The organism is Telmatospirillum siberiense, from assembly GCF_002845745.1.
GTDB classification, from domain to species: Bacteria; Pseudomonadota; Alphaproteobacteria; order Rhodospirillales; family Magnetospirillaceae; genus Telmatospirillum; species Telmatospirillum siberiense.
This window is the reverse complement of the sequence record NZ_PIUM01000021.1, coordinates 71,516-86,509: the sequence shown is the minus strand read 5'-3', so window position 1 is coordinate 86,509 and position 14,994 is coordinate 71,516. Positions and strand designations below refer to the sequence as shown.

Genomic DNA, 14,994 nt, shown 5'->3' with positions numbered 1-14,994 from the left:
CTACTCCAGCGCCGATTCCAGAACGGCGTAGGTATGGGCGATGCGTTCGCCGCCCTTGAAGGCGGCGTAGGCCGCTTCGGCATCGAGGCTGCGCGGCGCCAGATCGCGTTCGATGGCGAGCGCGTTGGCGGCGGCGTCGACCGGATCAAGGCCGGCGAAGGCCGCCGCGACGTCGGGCTCGTGATAGAAATGGAAGGGCCCCAGGCCGTGGCGCTGCCAGGCGGCGTATCCGGACAGGACGTCCTCGGCCTCGGCCTGGATCTTCCAGCCATAGGACAAAAAGCGGGGCCGATAGCCGGCGAGCCGGGACATATCGAGAAAAACCTCAAGCGGCACCCGGCCTCCCAGCATCGACAGGACGATGCCGGCGGGTGCCAGGAAGTCCTTTGCCTGAACCAGGGCGACGTAATGCAGCGTAAGAAGGTTGGCCTTCAGGTCCTCCGGCACGACTTCCCGCCGCGCCGGGAAAAAGCTGGAGCTGACGCGGTCCTTTTCCAACTGGGAACCGTCATCCAGCGGCACGTTGGGCAGGTTCTCGTAAATCACGTCGAATCGCGGCCCCTCGGAGGCCAGCGGCGAGAGAAGGTCGCCGGTGCCGGCGAGCAGCCGGACGGAAGCGGGATCGCGCAGATTGCCGCGGATATTGGCCGCCGCCGTGCTGACCACCTCGTCATGCACATCGGTAATGCCGACGCGACGGGCGCCGAACACCTCGATGGCGCCCAGCGCGTCCAGACCCGTCCCCGTGCCGATCGAACAGAAGGCGCCGACCGTGCCGGGACGGCGCCTTTCCAAGGTGCGGAAGGCCGGAATGGCAACGCTCGCCACCCAGTCTTCCTTGAGATCGTCGAGATAGGGCGGGAAAGCGCGGGCGGTTACCGTGATGGAGAGGCGATCTTCCAGCCGCTCGGGCCGGCCGGCGCCGAAATAACGGGCGGAATCGATGAACAGGGGAGCGGGTTCGGACATGGGAGCTTCCATAGAACGTAAGGAGTGAGGGCGCCCGGATGATCAGCGCCGGTGATTGACCCGCCGCGACAACCATTCGCCGGCGAATTGCACACCGGTGACCATGGTCACCAGGATGACGATGATTTCGAAAAGCACCTGGGTTTCATAACGCTCGTAACCATAGCGGATGGCCAAGTCGCCGAGACCGCCGGCTCCGACGGCGCCGGCCATCGCCGAGGAATTGATCATGGCGATGATGCAGACCGTCATGCCGCCGACGATGCCGGGCAGGGCTTCCGGCAGCAGCACATGGCGCACGATATGGAAACGGCGGAATCCCATGGCGCGCGCCGCCTCGATCAGACCGTGATCCACCTCGTTCAGGCTGACCTGGGCGATTCGCGTGTAAAAGGCGATCAGATGGATGCTCAAGGGCACCATGGCGGCCCAGATACCCAGCGTGGTGCCGATGAGAAGGCGGGTGAAGGGCAGCAGGGCGACCAGAAGAATGATGAAGGGAATGGCCCGGAAAACATTGACCAGGACCGACAGAGCCTTGTTGACACGGGGTTTCGGCAGGAGACCGTCGGGACCGCTGACCACCAGGGCAAGAGCCAGCAGCAGGCCGCAGACAATGGCGATCAAGGACGAGACGCCGACCATGGCCAGCGTCTCCAGGAACGCCTTGGCGTAGCGATCAAGCATTATCGTCGACATAGCCCAGCACTTTCAGGGAATCGGGAGAGAAACGGGCGCCGGCGGCGGAGCGCAAGGCGCCGGCGGGAACGGCGAGCAGCAGATCGCCCTGGGCGTGCCCCTGAATGCGGTCGATCCCGCCATGCAGCAGGGTCGCACCGGGAGCGAGCGCCAAAAGACTTTCCAGAGAAACGCCATCGGGATGGCTCTCGCCGGTGAACCGCAACGATAGAATGGCTAACCCTCCATGGGCCGGCGGCTCGGGACGCAGACGGCCGGCGAGGTCGCCCGGCAATCCGCGCCGCAACGGCTGGAGCAGGGCCCGCGTCGCCTCGCCCTTGGAATCGCCGAACACCCGCCAGACCTCGCCCTGCTCGACGATGCGTCCCTGGTCCAGAACCAGGACCTCGTCACAGATCGCCCGGATCACCGACATGTCATGGGTGATGAGAACGACGGTCAGGCCGAATCGGTCGTTGATGTCGCGCAGCAGATCGAGAATGGCATGGGTGGATTCGGGATCGAGCGCCGAGGTCGCCTCGTCGCACAGCAGAATTTCCGGGTCATGGACCAGCGCGCGGGCGATGCCGACCCTTTGCTTCTGACCACCCGACAGCTTGGCCGGATAGACGTCCGCCTTGTCGGCGAGCCCCACCATATCGAGCAAAAAGTCGACCCGGCGGCGTATCTCGGCGGCAGGAACCCCCGCCACCTTGAGCGGCAGACCGACATTTTCGCGCACCGTCTTGGCCGAAAGCAGATTGAAATGCTGAAAGATCATTCCGATCTTGCGGCGTAAGGCGACCAGGCCCTTTTCATCCAGGGCGCCGACGTCGATGCCATCGACGAGCACGCGTCCCCCCGAGGGGCGTTCCAGCATGTTGATGGAGCGCAGGAGCGTCGATTTTCCAGCTCCGCTGCGGCCGATGATACCGAAAATCTGCCCCCGGCGAACGCTGAAGGAAACTTCGTGCAACGCATGCACGCCGCCTCCCGCTCCGGGATAGACCTTGCGGATCGCCTCGAAAACGACATGGGCCTCGGCCCGATCCGACCCCGGCACGGGCGCCTGGTCCGCCAGCGGCGCCGCCTGGACATTCTGATACACCGAAAAGTCTCCTTCCGAACGGACCTCCGGCATCAAAAGGCCGGAACGATGATGCCCTTCAGGTCCGTTTCGATATATTTGCGGACTTCCTCGGACTGGAACGATTTGACCAGCAGGGGAACCCAGGGAGCGTTCCGGTCTTGTTCGCGGACCGCGATGATGTTGACGTTGGGATTGTTGTTCTCGCGTTCCTGCGCGATACCGTCCCGCGCGGCGTTCAACCCGACCTGGGAGCCGAAACTGGAAATCACCGCCGCCGCGTCGAGATCCTGGTAGGAACGGGCGAGAACCACCGACTTCGCCTCGACGATCTGCAATTTGCGGGGATTGTCCTTGATATCCGCCAAGGTCGCCGTCTCGTTGTAGGCGTCGAATCCGTCACGCAGGGTAATCAACCCCTCGTCACGCAATACGATCAGGGCCCGGCTTTCGTTGCTGGGATCGTCCGGCACGCCGACCTTGGCGCCGCTCGGCAGATCATGCAGCGTCTTGTATTTCTTCGAATAGAAGGCGAGAGGCGACAGATAGGTATTGCCGACGACGGCGAGCTTGTAGCCCCGCTGGCGCACCTGATCGCGGAAGAAGGGGATATGCTGGAAGGCGTCGGCCTGAAGCTCACCGGAATTGAGCGCCTCGTTGGGGCTCAAGGTGCCGGCGAAAACGACGGGCTCGATCTCCAGCCCGTAGGTCTTGCCGACCTTGGCGGCGACCTCCCACATCTGTTCACCGATGCCGCCACGGATGCCGACCTTCAGATGAACGGGTTCGGCGGCCAGGCTCGTCGCCGTGAAAATATCGCCGACCGCAAATAGGATGCCCGCGAAAATGGCCAAAAAACGCCCCGTCATTGATGCCTCTCGGAAAGGGACGAACCCCGCCCCCGGGTTATTAACATATTTTGATGATAGATTAACTGACAAATATAACACCTGTGTCAACGATAATTAAATTATGTACATTAAATATATGTTGTATATAAAAAATATATGTTTGTTTTCAATCTATTATAAAAATATGGGGGTGGCGTTTCCTCCCATCCGGCTCCGATTTTCGGCAACCGACCTATTTCACATACAAAATTATGTTATCTATTAAATTTACCGGAAATACATTGTTGGTATGAGGCCGACGTGCTAATCGGTGAGGAAGACGTCGTTCCGACAACCTGGGAAATCCGGCCATGTGCGCATCTTTTTCCGGCTCAGACCCCCTGCTCGCCGATCTGCGGGCGATCGTCGGGGATGCCTACGCCCTGCCCGGCGAGGACGCTCCCGAACTTCTCACGGACCAGCTCAACCGCTACACCGGCCGCGCCCGGGCGGTCGTCCGCCCCCGCACGACGGAAGAGGTGGCCCAGGTCGTCCGCCTGCTGGCCGGGCAACGCGTTCCCATCGTGGCGCAGGGCGGCAATACCAGCCTGACCGGAGGAGCGACCCCCACGGCGGAGGGAAGCGCCGTGGTGCTGGCCTTGACCCGTCTCGACCGGATCCGCGATATCGATCTCGAAAACGACGCGATGACCCTCGAGGCCGGCGTTCTGCTCGCCAACGCCCAGGAGGCGGCGCGCGAGGCGCAACGGCTGTTTCCCCTGCGCCTGCCCTCGGAGGGAAGCTGCACCATCGGCGGCAATCTGGCGACCAATGCCGGCGGCACCCAGGTGCTGCGCTACGGCAATACCCGCGCCCTGACCTTGGGAATCGAAGTGGTCACGGCCGATGGCGAGATCTGGGACGGTCTGCGGGCCTTGCGAAAGGATAACGCAGGCTACGATCTGCGCGACCTGTTCATCGGCAGCGAAGGAACGCTGGGCATCATCACCGCCGCGACCCTGCGCTTGTTTCCGCAGCCCGCCGCCCAACGCAGCGCCTTTCTGAAATTCGCCGCGATCGAGGACGTCCTCGCCCTATTCGACCGGGCCAAGAAGGGATTCGGCTCCGCCTTGACGGCCTTCGAAATCATTTCCGGCGCCACCTACGAATTGGTGGCCCGCCGGCTGCCGGAGCAACGCCTGCCCTTCCCGGCGGAATTCGGCGAGGAACGATGGTATGCCCTGGTCGAACTGTCCGACGAGGAAAGCGACGATCACGCCCGCGACGCGCTCGAGCGGGTCATCGGCGAAGCCATCGAGGCCGGGTTGGTACAAGATGCCGTGCTGCCGGAAAGCCTCGCGCAGACCAGGGCAATCTGGGAACTGCGCGAGACCGGCCTGGGCTCGGCCCAGAAACGCGACGGCTGGAACGCCAAACACGACATCTCGCTGCCCATTTCCCGCATTCCCCACTTCATCCGCTCCACCGGCGACGCCCTTCGGCAGGCATTCCCGGGGATCCGGGTGTTCACCCATGGCCATGCCGGCGATGGAAACCTGCATTACCAGGTGGCCCGACCGGAAGACACCGGCGACGACTACTGGCTGACCCACGAGACGGCCGTCCGCACGCTGGTCCACCGCGCGGTGCTCGCCCACAATGGCTCGATCTGCGCCGAACATGGAGTCGGCGCCCTGAAGGCGCATACCCTGCCCGACTACAAACCTCCGCTGGAAATCGCCTTGATGCGGCGCATCAAGGATGTCCTCGACCCGCAAGGCATCCTCAATCCCGGCAAGGTTCTGCTCGCCTGACCAGCGGGCCGGACGGACCCGCCGATCTCCATGGCGTCATGGCGGCGCCGCGATGGGCGCGCAGTTGGTGCGGCCCGACATGACGCAGTCCTGCATCCGGGCCATATCCTTCAATTTGACCGCCAGGAAATAGCCGCCGACCACCACCACGACGGCCACCACCAACATGACCAGGGAGGACGGACCGTGATTTGCCGGCCGGGGCGGCCCGGATTGGGAAGACGAGTCCATCCCGATATCAGCGCCGCAACAGGAGAGCCGTCAATCCGACCACCAGGACCCACGGCAGCCAGGTTGGGAACAGCCCACTCCGGCGTCCGCCGTTCTGCAAGGATCTGATCGACTCCGGATGCAGTTTCAGGCCGCCGTTGCGCAACGCCTCGACGGTTTTTTCGGCGTGCGAGACCAGGCGCGGCAGGCTTTCAAACGACGCCACCATGGCGCTGACCGATTCCATGACGCGGGCCTGCGGTCCAAGATTGCTGGTCATCCACTGTTCGATCAGCGGACGCGCCAGTTGCCACATATTGATCTGAGGATCGAGCCGGCGACCGACGCCCTCGGCCACCAGCATGCTCTTTTGCAAGAGGAGAAGCTGCGGCTGCACTTCCATGGCGAAGGTCTCGGTCACCTCGAATAGCTGCCCGAGCAGGCGGGCGATCGAAATTTCGTGCAGCGGCCGCCCGAGAAGCGGTTCGGCGAAGGACCGGCAAGCCTGGGCGAAGGCGTCGATCGATTTGTCCGGCGGCACAAAGCCGGCTTCGAAATGAACCTCGGCGACCCGGCGGTAGTCGCCGTTCAGGAAGCCCAACAGCATCTCGCCCAGGAAACGGCGGGTCTGCTTGTCGACCCGGCCCGTAATGCCGAAATCGACGGCGATCAGTTGGCCGTTCTCACCGACGAATAGATTGCCGGGATGCATGTCGGCATGAAAGAAACCATCGCGGAAGACCATATTGAAAAAGGCGTCGGCCGCCTTCTCGACGATTGCCACGCGATCGTGGCCGGCCGCCATCAGAACCTCCACCTCATCGATGGAAATGCCATGAATGCGTTCCATGGTCAGAACCCGGTGCGCCGTCCGCTGCCAGTCGATCGTCGGAATGGTGAAGGTGGGATCGTCCGCGAAATTGTCGGCCATCTCGGCGGCAGCGGCGGCTTCGAAGCGCAGATCCATCTCCATGATGACGGAATCTTCGAAGGCATGCACCGAATCGACGAAACGCAAGCGGCGCATCGAGGGCAACAGACGCTCGACCCAACCGGCCAGCCAATAGAAGAGCGCTATGTCACGGGCGAACTTCTGTTCGACGCCCGGCCGCAACACCTTGACGGCAACCTCCTCGCCGTCGCTGGTCACCGCCAGATGCACCTGGGCGATGGAGGCGGCGGCCACCGGCTCGTCCTCGAAATGCCGGTAAAGCGCCTCCACCGGCTGGCCAAGCTCGGCGGCGACGATGGCGCGGGCGGCGGCGGCGGGAAATGGCGCCAGGCGATCCTGCAACTCGGAAAGATCGGCCGCCACCTCATCGCCGACCAGATCGGCCCGTGTCGACAGGGCCTGGCCGAATTTGACGAAGGTCGGCCCCAGCATTTGCAAGGCCGCGGCCAGCCGCTGTCCGGGGCGCAGGGAGGCATAACGGGAATCGGCGAACGGGTGAAGGATTTTCGCCAGCAGGCGTCCCCCGTCGGTAACCTCGATGAGGAACAGGGCATCGTGACGGGTCAGGGCGCGGCCGATGCTGGCAAGGCGCAACAGATTGCGGAACACTCGGAACATCGCGTTACAGTCGCCAACCGGAGTGCAGGGCGGCGATGCCGCCCGAAAGATTACGATAGTGGACCTGCTCGAAGCCCGCCTGGGCCATGCGGCCGGCCAGTTCCGCCTGCGGCGGAAATTTGCGGATGCTTTCCACCAGATATTGATAGGCGTCGCGGTTGCCGGCCACCATGGCGCCGATACGCGGCAGCACCTCGAAGGAATAGCGGTCATAAAGCCCGCGCAGCGCCGGCAGCACGACCTGCGAGAATTCGAGGCAAAGGAAACGCCCACCCGGCTTGAGAACCCGCCGCGCCTCGGCCAGCGCCAGATCGATGCGGGTCACGTTCCTGAGGCAGAAGGCAATGGTATAGGCATCCACCGAGCGATCCGGAAAGGGCAGCCGTTCGGCGTCGCCGCAGACCCAACTGACGTCGTCCTGGCAATTGCGGTCGATGGCGCGATCGCGCCCGACGGACAGCATTTCCCGATTGATGTCGCAAACGGTCACCGGTCCACCGCCGCGCGCGCGGAAGCGGAAGGCGATGTCCCCCGTTCCGCCGCCGACGTCGAGCAGGCTCATACCGGCCCGCGGGCGCAACCAGTCGATCAGGTTGTCCTTCCAGAAGCGATGGATGCCGACGCTCATCACGTCGTTCATCAGGTCGTAGCGCGTCGCCACGCCGTCGAAGACGGCGCGGACCAGAGACGCCTTTTCCTCTTCACGGACGGTGCGGAAACCGAAATGGGTGGTGGCCTCGGTCGGGCTGGGATCGTTGCTGTTGCTCATGGCGCGGCAGGATAACCGAAGCCCGAAGGCTGCGCCATGCGGAACCTTCGGAAACAGGACGCGGAATTTCTGCGACTTGCCAATCACGAATGGACGGGGCATGGTCAGCACCATGCCTGAATTGCCCGAAGTCGAAACCGTCTGCCGCGGCCTGGCGCTGGCCTTGGAGGGACGCCTTTTGACCAACGCCCGGACCTACCGGGCCGGTCTGCGCCGGCCGTTTCCGCCCGATTTCGCCGAGCGGTTGCGCGGGCGCCGCGTCCAAACCCTCTCCCGCCGGGCCAAATATCTCACCTTGTTTCTGGACGACGGATGGGTCTGGCTCGCCCATCTCGGCATGTCGGGACGCATGCTGATCGGCCCGGCCGACGGAGCGGAGCCGGGCAAGCACGACCATCTGATCGTCGAGACCGAGGAGGGCCAGCGCGTCGCCTACAACGACGCGAGACGCTTCGGCCTGATGGACCTTTGCCCGGCGGATGAGCTGTCCCGGCACCCCCTGCTGGCCAGCCTCGGCCCCGAACCGCTGGACGACGCCTTCACTCCGGCCGTCCTCGGCGCCGCCCTGGCCGGACGGTCGGGCCCCATCAAAACCGCCCTGCTCGACCAGACGCTGGTCGCCGGTATCGGCAATATCTATGCGAGCGAGGCGTTGTTTCGCGCCGGTATCCACCCGGCCCGACCGGCGGACGAGGTCGGCCTCAAGCCCTTGCGCCGTCTGGTTGGAGCCATCAAAGCCGTCCTGACCGAAGCCATCGCGGCAGGCGGCAGCAGCCTGCGCGATCATCGCCGTCCGGATGGGGAACTGGGTTATTTCCAGCATGCCTTCGCGGTCTATGACCGGGAGGGACTGCCCTGTCCGGATTGCACCTGCGGCGAAGGAATCCGCCGGCTCGTCCAGTCTGGCCGCTCTACTTTCTATTGCCCGAAACGACAACGCTGACCCCGGGTAAGGCCGGAGCGCACAGGAACGATCAAGAGGACGAAGTACATCCGGCCAATTGCCAATTGTCCACATGCCCTAGTGGCGCCTATGCTCCGGTAATGTTATGACTTCACGCATGGCTCTATCGCGATCGATCCTCGCCCTTACGGCGGCCCTGCTCCTTTTCCTGTCCGCGATCACCGGTTCGGCCGCGGCGGAGGGAGCGTTCCTGAGCGAGATGGAAGATCTGCCCTTGCCGGACGGACTGACCGAAGCACCGGGCGGCATGCTGTTCGACTCGCCCACCGGCCGCATCCTCGAAGCCACCGCCACCGGAACCGTCAGCCCCGACCAGGTGCGGGCCTTCTATGCCCAGACGCTGCCGGAGCTGGGCTGGCAAAAGCTTGGTCCATCGTCATACCGGCGCGACAATGAATTGCTGAAGATCGAGATCGAAGCCAAGCGCCGGCCCATGCTGGTCCATTTTTCGGTGGTGCCCCAATAAACCCGAGCGGTGCCCGCGCCCCGTCTTGAAATGACGGGAATGGCGGGTCGACAGAGAGGGAATCCCGTCATCATGGCTTATGAAAACATCATCGTCGAAACCAAGGGCCATGTCGGCCTGATCACGCTCAACCGGCCGAAGGCCCTGAACGCCCTGTCCCAGGCCCTGATCGCCGAGCTGGGCAAGGCCCTCGACGGTTTCGAGGCGGACGACGATATCGGCGCCATCGTGCTGACCGGCAGCGAAAAAGCCTTCGCCGCCGGCGCCGACATCAAGGAGATGGCGTCCAAGACCTTCACCCAGTGCTACCTTGAGGATTTCATCACCAAGGGTTGGGAGGCCGTTTCCAAGGTAAGGAAGCCGGTCATCGCCGCCGTCGCCGGCTATGCCCTGGGCGGCGGATGCGAAGTGGCGATGATGTGCGACTTCATCCTCGCCGCCGACACCGCCAAATTCGGCCAGCCGGAAATCACCTTGGGCGTCATCCCGGGCGCCGGCGGCACCCAGCGCCTGACCCGCCTTGTCGGTAAATCGAAGGCCATGGAAATGATTCTGACCGGACGCATGATGGATGCCCAGGAGGCCGAACGCTCGGGCCTCGTCAGCCGCATCGTGCCGGCTGGCGAACTGCTGGAAGAGGCGCTGAAGGTGGCCGAACGCATCGCCTCCATGGGGCGACCCTCGGTTCTGGCCGCCAAGGAAGCCGTCGAACGCGCCTATGAATCGACCCTGGCGGAAGGGGTCCGTTTCGAGCGACGGCTGTTCCACGCCCTGTTCTCCACCGATGATCAGAAGGAAGGCATGGCGGCCTTCGCCGAGAAGCGTCAGCCGAATTTCAAGAACAGGTAGATTCTCTCCCTTGACGAGAGACCGGGAGGAGTCATATAAACGCGCCTTCCGATTGCGTCCTATTTCTGGAATGAACAGGTTTTTGATCCATGGCTCACCATAAGTCGGCTAAAAAGCGCATCCGCCAGACCGAGCGTCGCACCGAAGTAAACCGTGCTCGCATCAGCCGTATCCGGACCTTCGTCAAAAAGGTCGAGACGCTGATCGAAGGTGGCGACAAGACCCTGGCCGCGGAAGCTCTTCGGGCCGCCGAGCCCGAGCTGATGCGTGGCGTGCAGGCCGGCATCGTTCATCAGAACACCGCTTCCCGCAAGGTTTCGCGGCTGGTTGCCCGCATCAAGTCGCTGTAATCTTAAAGCGACTTATCGCCCAGGTACGAGATTAAGAAACGGCCGCATCCGCCGAAATGGCGAGTGCGGCCTTTTTCTTGTCGGGCAAGGTTATCGATGAACAGCGAAAAAAATATCTGTTCGCCATTCGGTCACGTTGCGCCCCAGCTCAAGCATCGCTAGAGTCGTTTCTGGCATTGTTTGACGACGGTGCCTTTCCGAAGTTTAGTGTTGACTCACCACAATCTTGTGGGGCGCGAGATATTTAGCAGTTGTTTAAATTTGTACTTTGTTTCCCGGCCGAACGAATCGTTTCGACTCGTAATAAAGACCAAATAACTGCGCATCATAAAAGCGCAACATTTCGGCTACGGGGCTCTTGGGGGCGGCTTGGGGGGTGGTGAGGTATTGAGCCGTCCGGGTGCCGCGCTCGTCGGATTTCGATAGAACCAGACGAGACGGATCCGGCATTTGTCGGATTGGGGAGCATTGAGCAGGTCTGAGCTACGAATGACATTCACCCGCTTCCATATCGGGGATTTGTTGGTCCGCGCTCTGCCGATCGTGCCGAGATACTAAGGTGAATTACTTGAGCGACGATTTGGTCCATGCACAATGGAATCGCGTCCGCGGTCGGTTGCGCGACGAATATGGCGAAGCCGCCTTCAAAAGCTGGCTTAATCCGCTGACGCTGGCCGAGGTGCGGGATGGACAGGTGCGCATGTGCGTGCCGACCCGTTTCCTGCGCGACTGGGTCGTCACCCATTATGGAGACCGCATCCGCAGCCTGTGGTCGAAGGAGGACGCCACGATCAGCGGCGTCGATATCGTGGTGCTGCCGACCACCGCCAAGATGCCGCCGCGCGCGACGCTCGTCGCCAAGGCCAGCAACGTCGCGCATGTCGCCGCTCAAACGGCGGCCGCGCCCTGCGAGCCCGCCAACATCAACGAGGAAATCGGCGCGGCGCTCGATCCGCGCTACACCTTCGACAATTTTGTCGTCGGCAAGCCCAATGAATTCGCCTATGCCGCCGCCCGGCGGGTCGCCGAATCGGACACCGTCTCCTTCAATCCCCTCTTTCTCTATGGCGGCGTCGGCCTTGGCAAAACCCATCTGATGCATGCCGTGGCCTGGCATATCCGTGAACGCAACCCTCAGCGCTCGGTCATCTACCTTTCGGCCGAGAAGTTCATGTACCGCTTCGTCCGTGCGTTGCGCTTCCAGGACACCATGGCCTTCAAGGAACAGTTCCGCTCGGTCGACGTCCTGATGATCGACGATGTGCAATTCATCGGCGGCAAGGACTCCACCCAGGAGGAGTTCTTCCATACCTTCAATTCCCTGGTCGATCAGGGCCGGCAGATCATCATCTCGGCGGACAAGTCGCCATCCAGCCTGCAAGGCATGGAGGAGCGGCTGCGCTCGCGACTGGGTTGCGGCCTGGTCGCCGACATTCACGCCACCACCTATGAGCTGCGCCTAGGCATCATCGGAGCCAAGGCCGAACAGATGGCCGTCGAGGTCCCCCGCAAGGTTTCCGAATTCCTCGCCCACAAGATCACCTCCAACGTGCGTGAGTTGGAAGGCGCCTTGAACCGGGTGATCGCCCATGCCCAATTGGTCGGCCGCGACATCACCCTGGAGTCCACCCAGGAGGTGCTGCACGACCTTTTGCGTTCCAACGACCGGCGGATCACCATCGAGGAAATTCAGAAAAAGGTGGCGGAACACTTCAACATCCGTCTGGCCGACATGCATTCCGCCCGGCGCGCCCGTCAGGTCGCCCGCCCCCGCCAGGTCGCCATGTATCTCGCCAAGCAACTGACATCGCGGTCGCTTCCCGAGATCGGCCGCAAATTTGGCGGCCGCGACCACACCACGGTGATGCACGCCGTCAAGAAGATCGAAGAGCTGCGCAGTGCCGATTCCGGCTTCGCCGAGGACATCGAACTGCTGAAGCGGATGCTGGAAAGCTGACGATCGGTGGACGCCGGGAAGGCGTCCACCGGGGCAAAGCCGCGCCATTCCGAAATCACTTCTGGAACCAAAGGCTTGTGGTATACTGTCGCCCCTTATGAAAGGGGGGTGCGGCGACGCGCCTTATGGAATTGCGGACTGGCCGCAGACAAGCAACGGATCGCCATGAAACTGACCATTGAACGCGCCGCCCTGCTGAAGTCGTTGAATCATGTGCAAAGTGTGGTCGAACGACGAAACACAATTCCCATTCTCTCCAACGTTAAAATCGAAGGCGCCAACGGACGGCTCAGTCTGAACGCCACCGATATGGACCTCGACATCGTTGAAGCGGTCCCGGCCGAGGTCGCGCAACCCGGAGCCACCACGGCACCGGCGCATACCCTTTACGAGATCATCCGTAAATTGCCCGAAGGCTCGCAGGTCGAGATCGAGCAGAGCGGCGACGACAGCCAGTTGGTCCTGCGCTCCGGCCGATCCCGGTTCACCCTGGCCTCGCTGCCGGTGACCGATTACCCGGTGATGTCCGGCGGGGAATTGCCCTACAGCTTCGTGCTGGGGGCCGACGATCTCAAGGGGCTGATCGACAAAACGCGTTTCGCCATTTCCAGCGAGGAAACCCGCTACTATCTGAACGGCATCTATCTGCATGCCGCTTCGAGCGACGGCGTTCCGGTTTTGCGCGCCGTGGCCACCGATGGCCATCGCCTGGCCCGGGTGGAAGTGCCGCTTCCGGAAGGGGCGCCGGGGATGCCGGGCGTCATCGTGCCGCGCAAGACGGTGGCGGAACTTCGCAAATTGCTCGACGAAACCAGCGTCGACGTCACCATCTCGCTCTCCGAGACGAAAATTCGTTTCGCCTTCGACGATGCCGTGATGACCTCGAAGCTGATCGACGGAACCTTCCCCGATTACGAGCGGGTGATTCCCGCCGATAACGACAAGGTCCTCGAAGTCGACTGCAAAAGCCTGTCCCAGGCCGTCGATCGCGTCTCGGCCATTTCCACCGAGAAGTCGCGCGCCATCAAGCTTTCGGTCGACAAGGGCGGCCTGACCCTGTCGGCATCGAGCCCGGAAAATGGCAGCGCCGTCGAAGAGTTGGAAGCTTCTTACGAAGCCGGACCGATGGAGATCGGTTTCAATTCGCGTTATCTGATGGACATTCTGGCCCAGATCGAAGGTGACGCGGCCCGCTTCGCCATGGCCGACGCGGCAAGCCCGACGGTGGTCCGCGAAGTTACCGATTCGAGCGCCGTTTATGTTCTGATGCCGATGCGGGTGTGATCGACGGAGAAGAGTGATCCAAGCAAAAGGGGCGGCGGGCCAGGCGATCGTACGTCTGACCCTCAGCGATTTCCGCTGTTATGCCTTTCTCCGGCTGGAGGTCGACCCGCGTCCCGTGGTGTTGACCGGCGCCAACGGAGCCGGCAAGACCAACATCCTTGAGGCTTTGTCGTTTCTGGCGCCGGGCCGCGGCCTGCGACGGACCCGGCTGTCGGATGTGACGCGGCGCGAGGCCGGAAGCGAAGCGCCCTGGGCGGTGGCGGCAAGGCTGGAACGCCTGTCCGGAACCGGCATGGCGATGGACGAGATGCCGACAGCGGTGGAAATCGGCACCGGACGCGACGCCGGATCGGAAAGGCGGCTGGTTCGTATCGATGGACAGCCGGCGCGTTCGCAGGCGGCGTTGTCCGAGGTCACCAGCGCGCTTTGGCTGACGCCGGCAATGGACCGGCTGTTCAGCGATGGCGCGGCGGGGCGACGGCGGTTTCTCGATCGTCTGGTACTGGGCATCGATCCGGCGCATGCTGCGCGCGCCTCCGCCTATGAGCACGCCTTGCGCGAACGGGCGCGGCTCTTGAAGAGCGGACGGTACGATCCCGCCTGGCTGGGCGTCCTGGAAGAACGGATGGCCGAGGGCGGAGTGGAAATGGCCGGGGCCCGCAAACGGACGGTGGCCCGCTTGAACCAGGCCTGCGCCGAGGGAATCGGGCCGTTTCCGGCGGCCCATCTGACGGTGGAGGGAAGCGTCGAGAACAGTCTCGGCGCCCTGGAGCCGCCGGAGGCCGAAGTGAAACTGCGTGACGCCCTGGCGGCGTCGCGGCGCGCCGATGCCGAAAGCGGCGGCGCGGCGCAAGGTCCGCATCGCAGCGATCTGCTGGTGCGCCACGCGGGCAAGGATCAGCCGGCGGAGCACTGTTCCACCGGAGAGCAGAAGGCGGTTCTGATCGCCATCGTGCTCGGACAGGCGCGGATCCAGGCGGACCTTCGCGGTTCGCCGCCGATTCTGTTGCTGGACGAAGTGACGGCGCATCTCGATCGGGCGCGCCGGATTGCCCTGTTCGATGAGCTTTGCGTGCTCGGCACGCAAAGCTGGTTGACCGGGACGGACGATTCCCTGTTCGCCGACCTGGGCGAGCGGGGACAGTTTTTCCGCGTCAACGATGCCGTGGTGACGCGGGCGTGAAATGGGTTTGATTT

15 protein-coding genes are annotated in these 14,994 nt (G+C 63.1%); 8 read left to right on the top strand and 7 right to left on the bottom strand.

The genetic code is table 11. The features are described 5' to 3' along the window. The 4 genes from CWS72_RS17150 to CWS72_RS17135 form a co-directional block, all read right to left on the bottom strand. Positions 1-969 (bottom strand): class I SAM-dependent methyltransferase, encoded by a 969-nt coding sequence (locus tag CWS72_RS17150; protein WP_199175745.1) that lies wholly within the window; start codon positions 967-969, stop codon positions 1-3. Positions 970-1,011: 42 nt separating this feature from the next. After that, the gene (locus CWS72_RS17145; protein WP_101251847.1) at positions 1,012-1,668 is read right to left on the bottom strand and encodes a methionine ABC transporter permease; all 657 of its coding nucleotides are present in this window, start codon (positions 1,666-1,668) and stop codon (positions 1,012-1,014) included. Then, positions 1,649-2,710 carry a methionine ABC transporter ATP-binding protein gene (locus CWS72_RS28640; protein WP_420824073.1) on the bottom strand — a complete coding sequence of 354 codons (1,062 nt, stop codon included), beginning with the start codon at positions 2,708-2,710 and terminating at the stop codon, positions 1,649-1,651. The genes CWS72_RS17145 and CWS72_RS28640 overlap by 20 nt, the downstream gene beginning before the upstream one ends. Before the next feature lie 77 nt (positions 2,711-2,787). Further along, complete coding sequence (locus CWS72_RS17135; RefSeq protein WP_101251845.1) at positions 2,788-3,603, bottom strand: MetQ/NlpA family lipoprotein; 816 nt, start codon at positions 3,601-3,603, stop codon at positions 2,788-2,790. A 332-nt stretch (positions 3,604-3,935) separates the two neighbouring features. Between CWS72_RS17135 and CWS72_RS17130 the strand changes: the two genes are divergently transcribed. Further along, the gene (locus CWS72_RS17130) at positions 3,936-5,378 is read left to right on the top strand and encodes an FAD-binding oxidoreductase (RefSeq protein WP_101251844.1); all 1,443 of its coding nucleotides are present in this window, start codon (positions 3,936-3,938) and stop codon (positions 5,376-5,378) included. A gap of 36 nt (positions 5,379-5,414) precedes the next feature. On the opposite strand, the gene CWS72_RS17125 is transcribed toward CWS72_RS17130, so the two are convergent. The 3 genes from CWS72_RS17125 to ubiE are packed head-to-tail and all read right to left on the bottom strand — an operon-like array spanning position 5,415 to position 7,927. Next, positions 5,415-5,609, bottom strand: a complete 195-nt coding sequence (locus tag CWS72_RS17125; RefSeq protein ID WP_101251843.1) for a hypothetical protein — start codon at positions 5,607-5,609, stop codon at positions 5,415-5,417. A 7-nt stretch (positions 5,610-5,616) separates the two neighbouring features. After that, the gene (gene ubiB, locus CWS72_RS17120) at positions 5,617-7,158 is read right to left on the bottom strand and encodes a 2-polyprenylphenol 6-hydroxylase (RefSeq protein ID WP_101251842.1); all 1,542 of its coding nucleotides are present in this window, start codon (positions 7,156-7,158) and stop codon (positions 5,617-5,619) included. Positions 7,159-7,162: 4 nt separating this feature from the next. After that, complete coding sequence (ubiE, locus tag CWS72_RS17115) at positions 7,163-7,927, bottom strand: bifunctional demethylmenaquinone methyltransferase/2-methoxy-6-polyprenyl-1,4-benzoquinol methylase UbiE (RefSeq protein WP_101251882.1); 765 nt, start codon at positions 7,925-7,927, stop codon at positions 7,163-7,165. Positions 7,928-8,039: 112 nt separating this feature from the next. Here ubiE and mutM point away from each other — a divergent pair, with 112 nt between their 5' ends. The 7 genes from mutM (at position 8,040) to recF (ending at position 14,980) form a co-directional block, all read left to right on the top strand. Further along, positions 8,040-8,870 (top strand): bifunctional DNA-formamidopyrimidine glycosylase/DNA-(apurinic or apyrimidinic site) lyase, encoded by an 831-nt coding sequence (mutM, locus tag CWS72_RS17110; RefSeq protein WP_101251881.1) that lies wholly within the window; start codon positions 8,040-8,042, stop codon positions 8,868-8,870. Between the two features lie 118 nt (positions 8,871-8,988). Then, positions 8,989-9,357, top strand: a complete 369-nt coding sequence (locus CWS72_RS17105) for a hypothetical protein (RefSeq protein ID WP_101251841.1) — start codon at positions 8,989-8,991, stop codon at positions 9,355-9,357. 72 nt (positions 9,358-9,429) lie between these two features. Further along, entirely contained in the window at positions 9,430-10,206 is a 777-nt protein-coding gene (locus CWS72_RS17100) for an enoyl-CoA hydratase (RefSeq protein WP_101251840.1), read from the top strand. A gap of 89 nt (positions 10,207-10,295) precedes the next feature. Next, positions 10,296-10,556: a 30S ribosomal protein S20 gene (rpsT, locus tag CWS72_RS17095; RefSeq protein ID WP_101251839.1), complete on the top strand. Its 261-nt coding sequence runs from the start codon at positions 10,296-10,298 to the stop codon at positions 10,554-10,556. A 568-nt stretch (positions 10,557-11,124) separates the two neighbouring features. Beyond that, a complete protein-coding gene (dnaA, locus tag CWS72_RS17090) occupies positions 11,125-12,513 on the top strand; it encodes a chromosomal replication initiator protein DnaA (protein ID WP_101251838.1) in 1,389 nt (462 codons plus the stop codon). Between the two features lie 165 nt (positions 12,514-12,678). Further along, the gene (gene dnaN / locus CWS72_RS17085) at positions 12,679-13,797 is read left to right on the top strand and encodes a DNA polymerase III subunit beta (RefSeq protein ID WP_101251837.1); all 1,119 of its coding nucleotides are present in this window, start codon (positions 12,679-12,681) and stop codon (positions 13,795-13,797) included. 13 nt (positions 13,798-13,810) lie between these two features. After that, entirely contained in the window at positions 13,811-14,980 is a 1,170-nt protein-coding gene (recF, locus tag CWS72_RS17080) for a DNA replication/repair protein RecF (protein WP_101251836.1), read from the top strand. Positions 14,981-14,994 lie beyond the last annotated feature (14 nt).

Coding starts and splice junctions, on each gene's coding strand:
- CWS72_RS17150 (WP_199175745.1), bottom strand. CDS start 969: ATGTCCGAACCCGCTCCCCTGTTCATCGATTCCGCCCGTTATTTCGGC.
- CWS72_RS17145 (WP_101251847.1), bottom strand. CDS start 1,668: ATGTCGACGATAATGCTTGATCGCTACGCCAAGGCGTTCCTGGAGACG.
- CWS72_RS17135 (WP_101251845.1), bottom strand. CDS start 3,603: ATGACGGGGCGTTTTTTGGCCATTTTCGCGGGCATCCTATTTGCGGTC.
- CWS72_RS17130 (WP_101251844.1), top strand. CDS start 3,936: ATGTGCGCATCTTTTTCCGGCTCAGACCCCCTGCTCGCCGATCTGCGG.
- CWS72_RS17125 (WP_101251843.1), bottom strand. CDS start 5,609: ATGGACTCGTCTTCCCAATCCGGGCCGCCCCGGCCGGCAAATCACGGT.
- ubiB (WP_101251842.1), bottom strand. CDS start 7,158: ATGTTCCGAGTGTTCCGCAATCTGTTGCGCCTTGCCAGCATCGGCCGC.
- ubiE (WP_101251882.1), bottom strand. CDS start 7,927: ATGAGCAACAGCAACGATCCCAGCCCGACCGAGGCCACCACCCATTTC.
- mutM (WP_101251881.1), top strand. CDS start 8,040: ATGCCTGAATTGCCCGAAGTCGAAACCGTCTGCCGCGGCCTGGCGCTG.
- CWS72_RS17105 (WP_101251841.1), top strand. CDS start 8,989: ATGGCTCTATCGCGATCGATCCTCGCCCTTACGGCGGCCCTGCTCCTT.
- CWS72_RS17100 (WP_101251840.1), top strand. CDS start 9,430: ATGGCTTATGAAAACATCATCGTCGAAACCAAGGGCCATGTCGGCCTG.
- rpsT (WP_101251839.1), top strand. CDS start 10,296: ATGGCTCACCATAAGTCGGCTAAAAAGCGCATCCGCCAGACCGAGCGT.
- dnaN (WP_101251837.1), top strand. CDS start 12,679: ATGAAACTGACCATTGAACGCGCCGCCCTGCTGAAGTCGTTGAATCAT.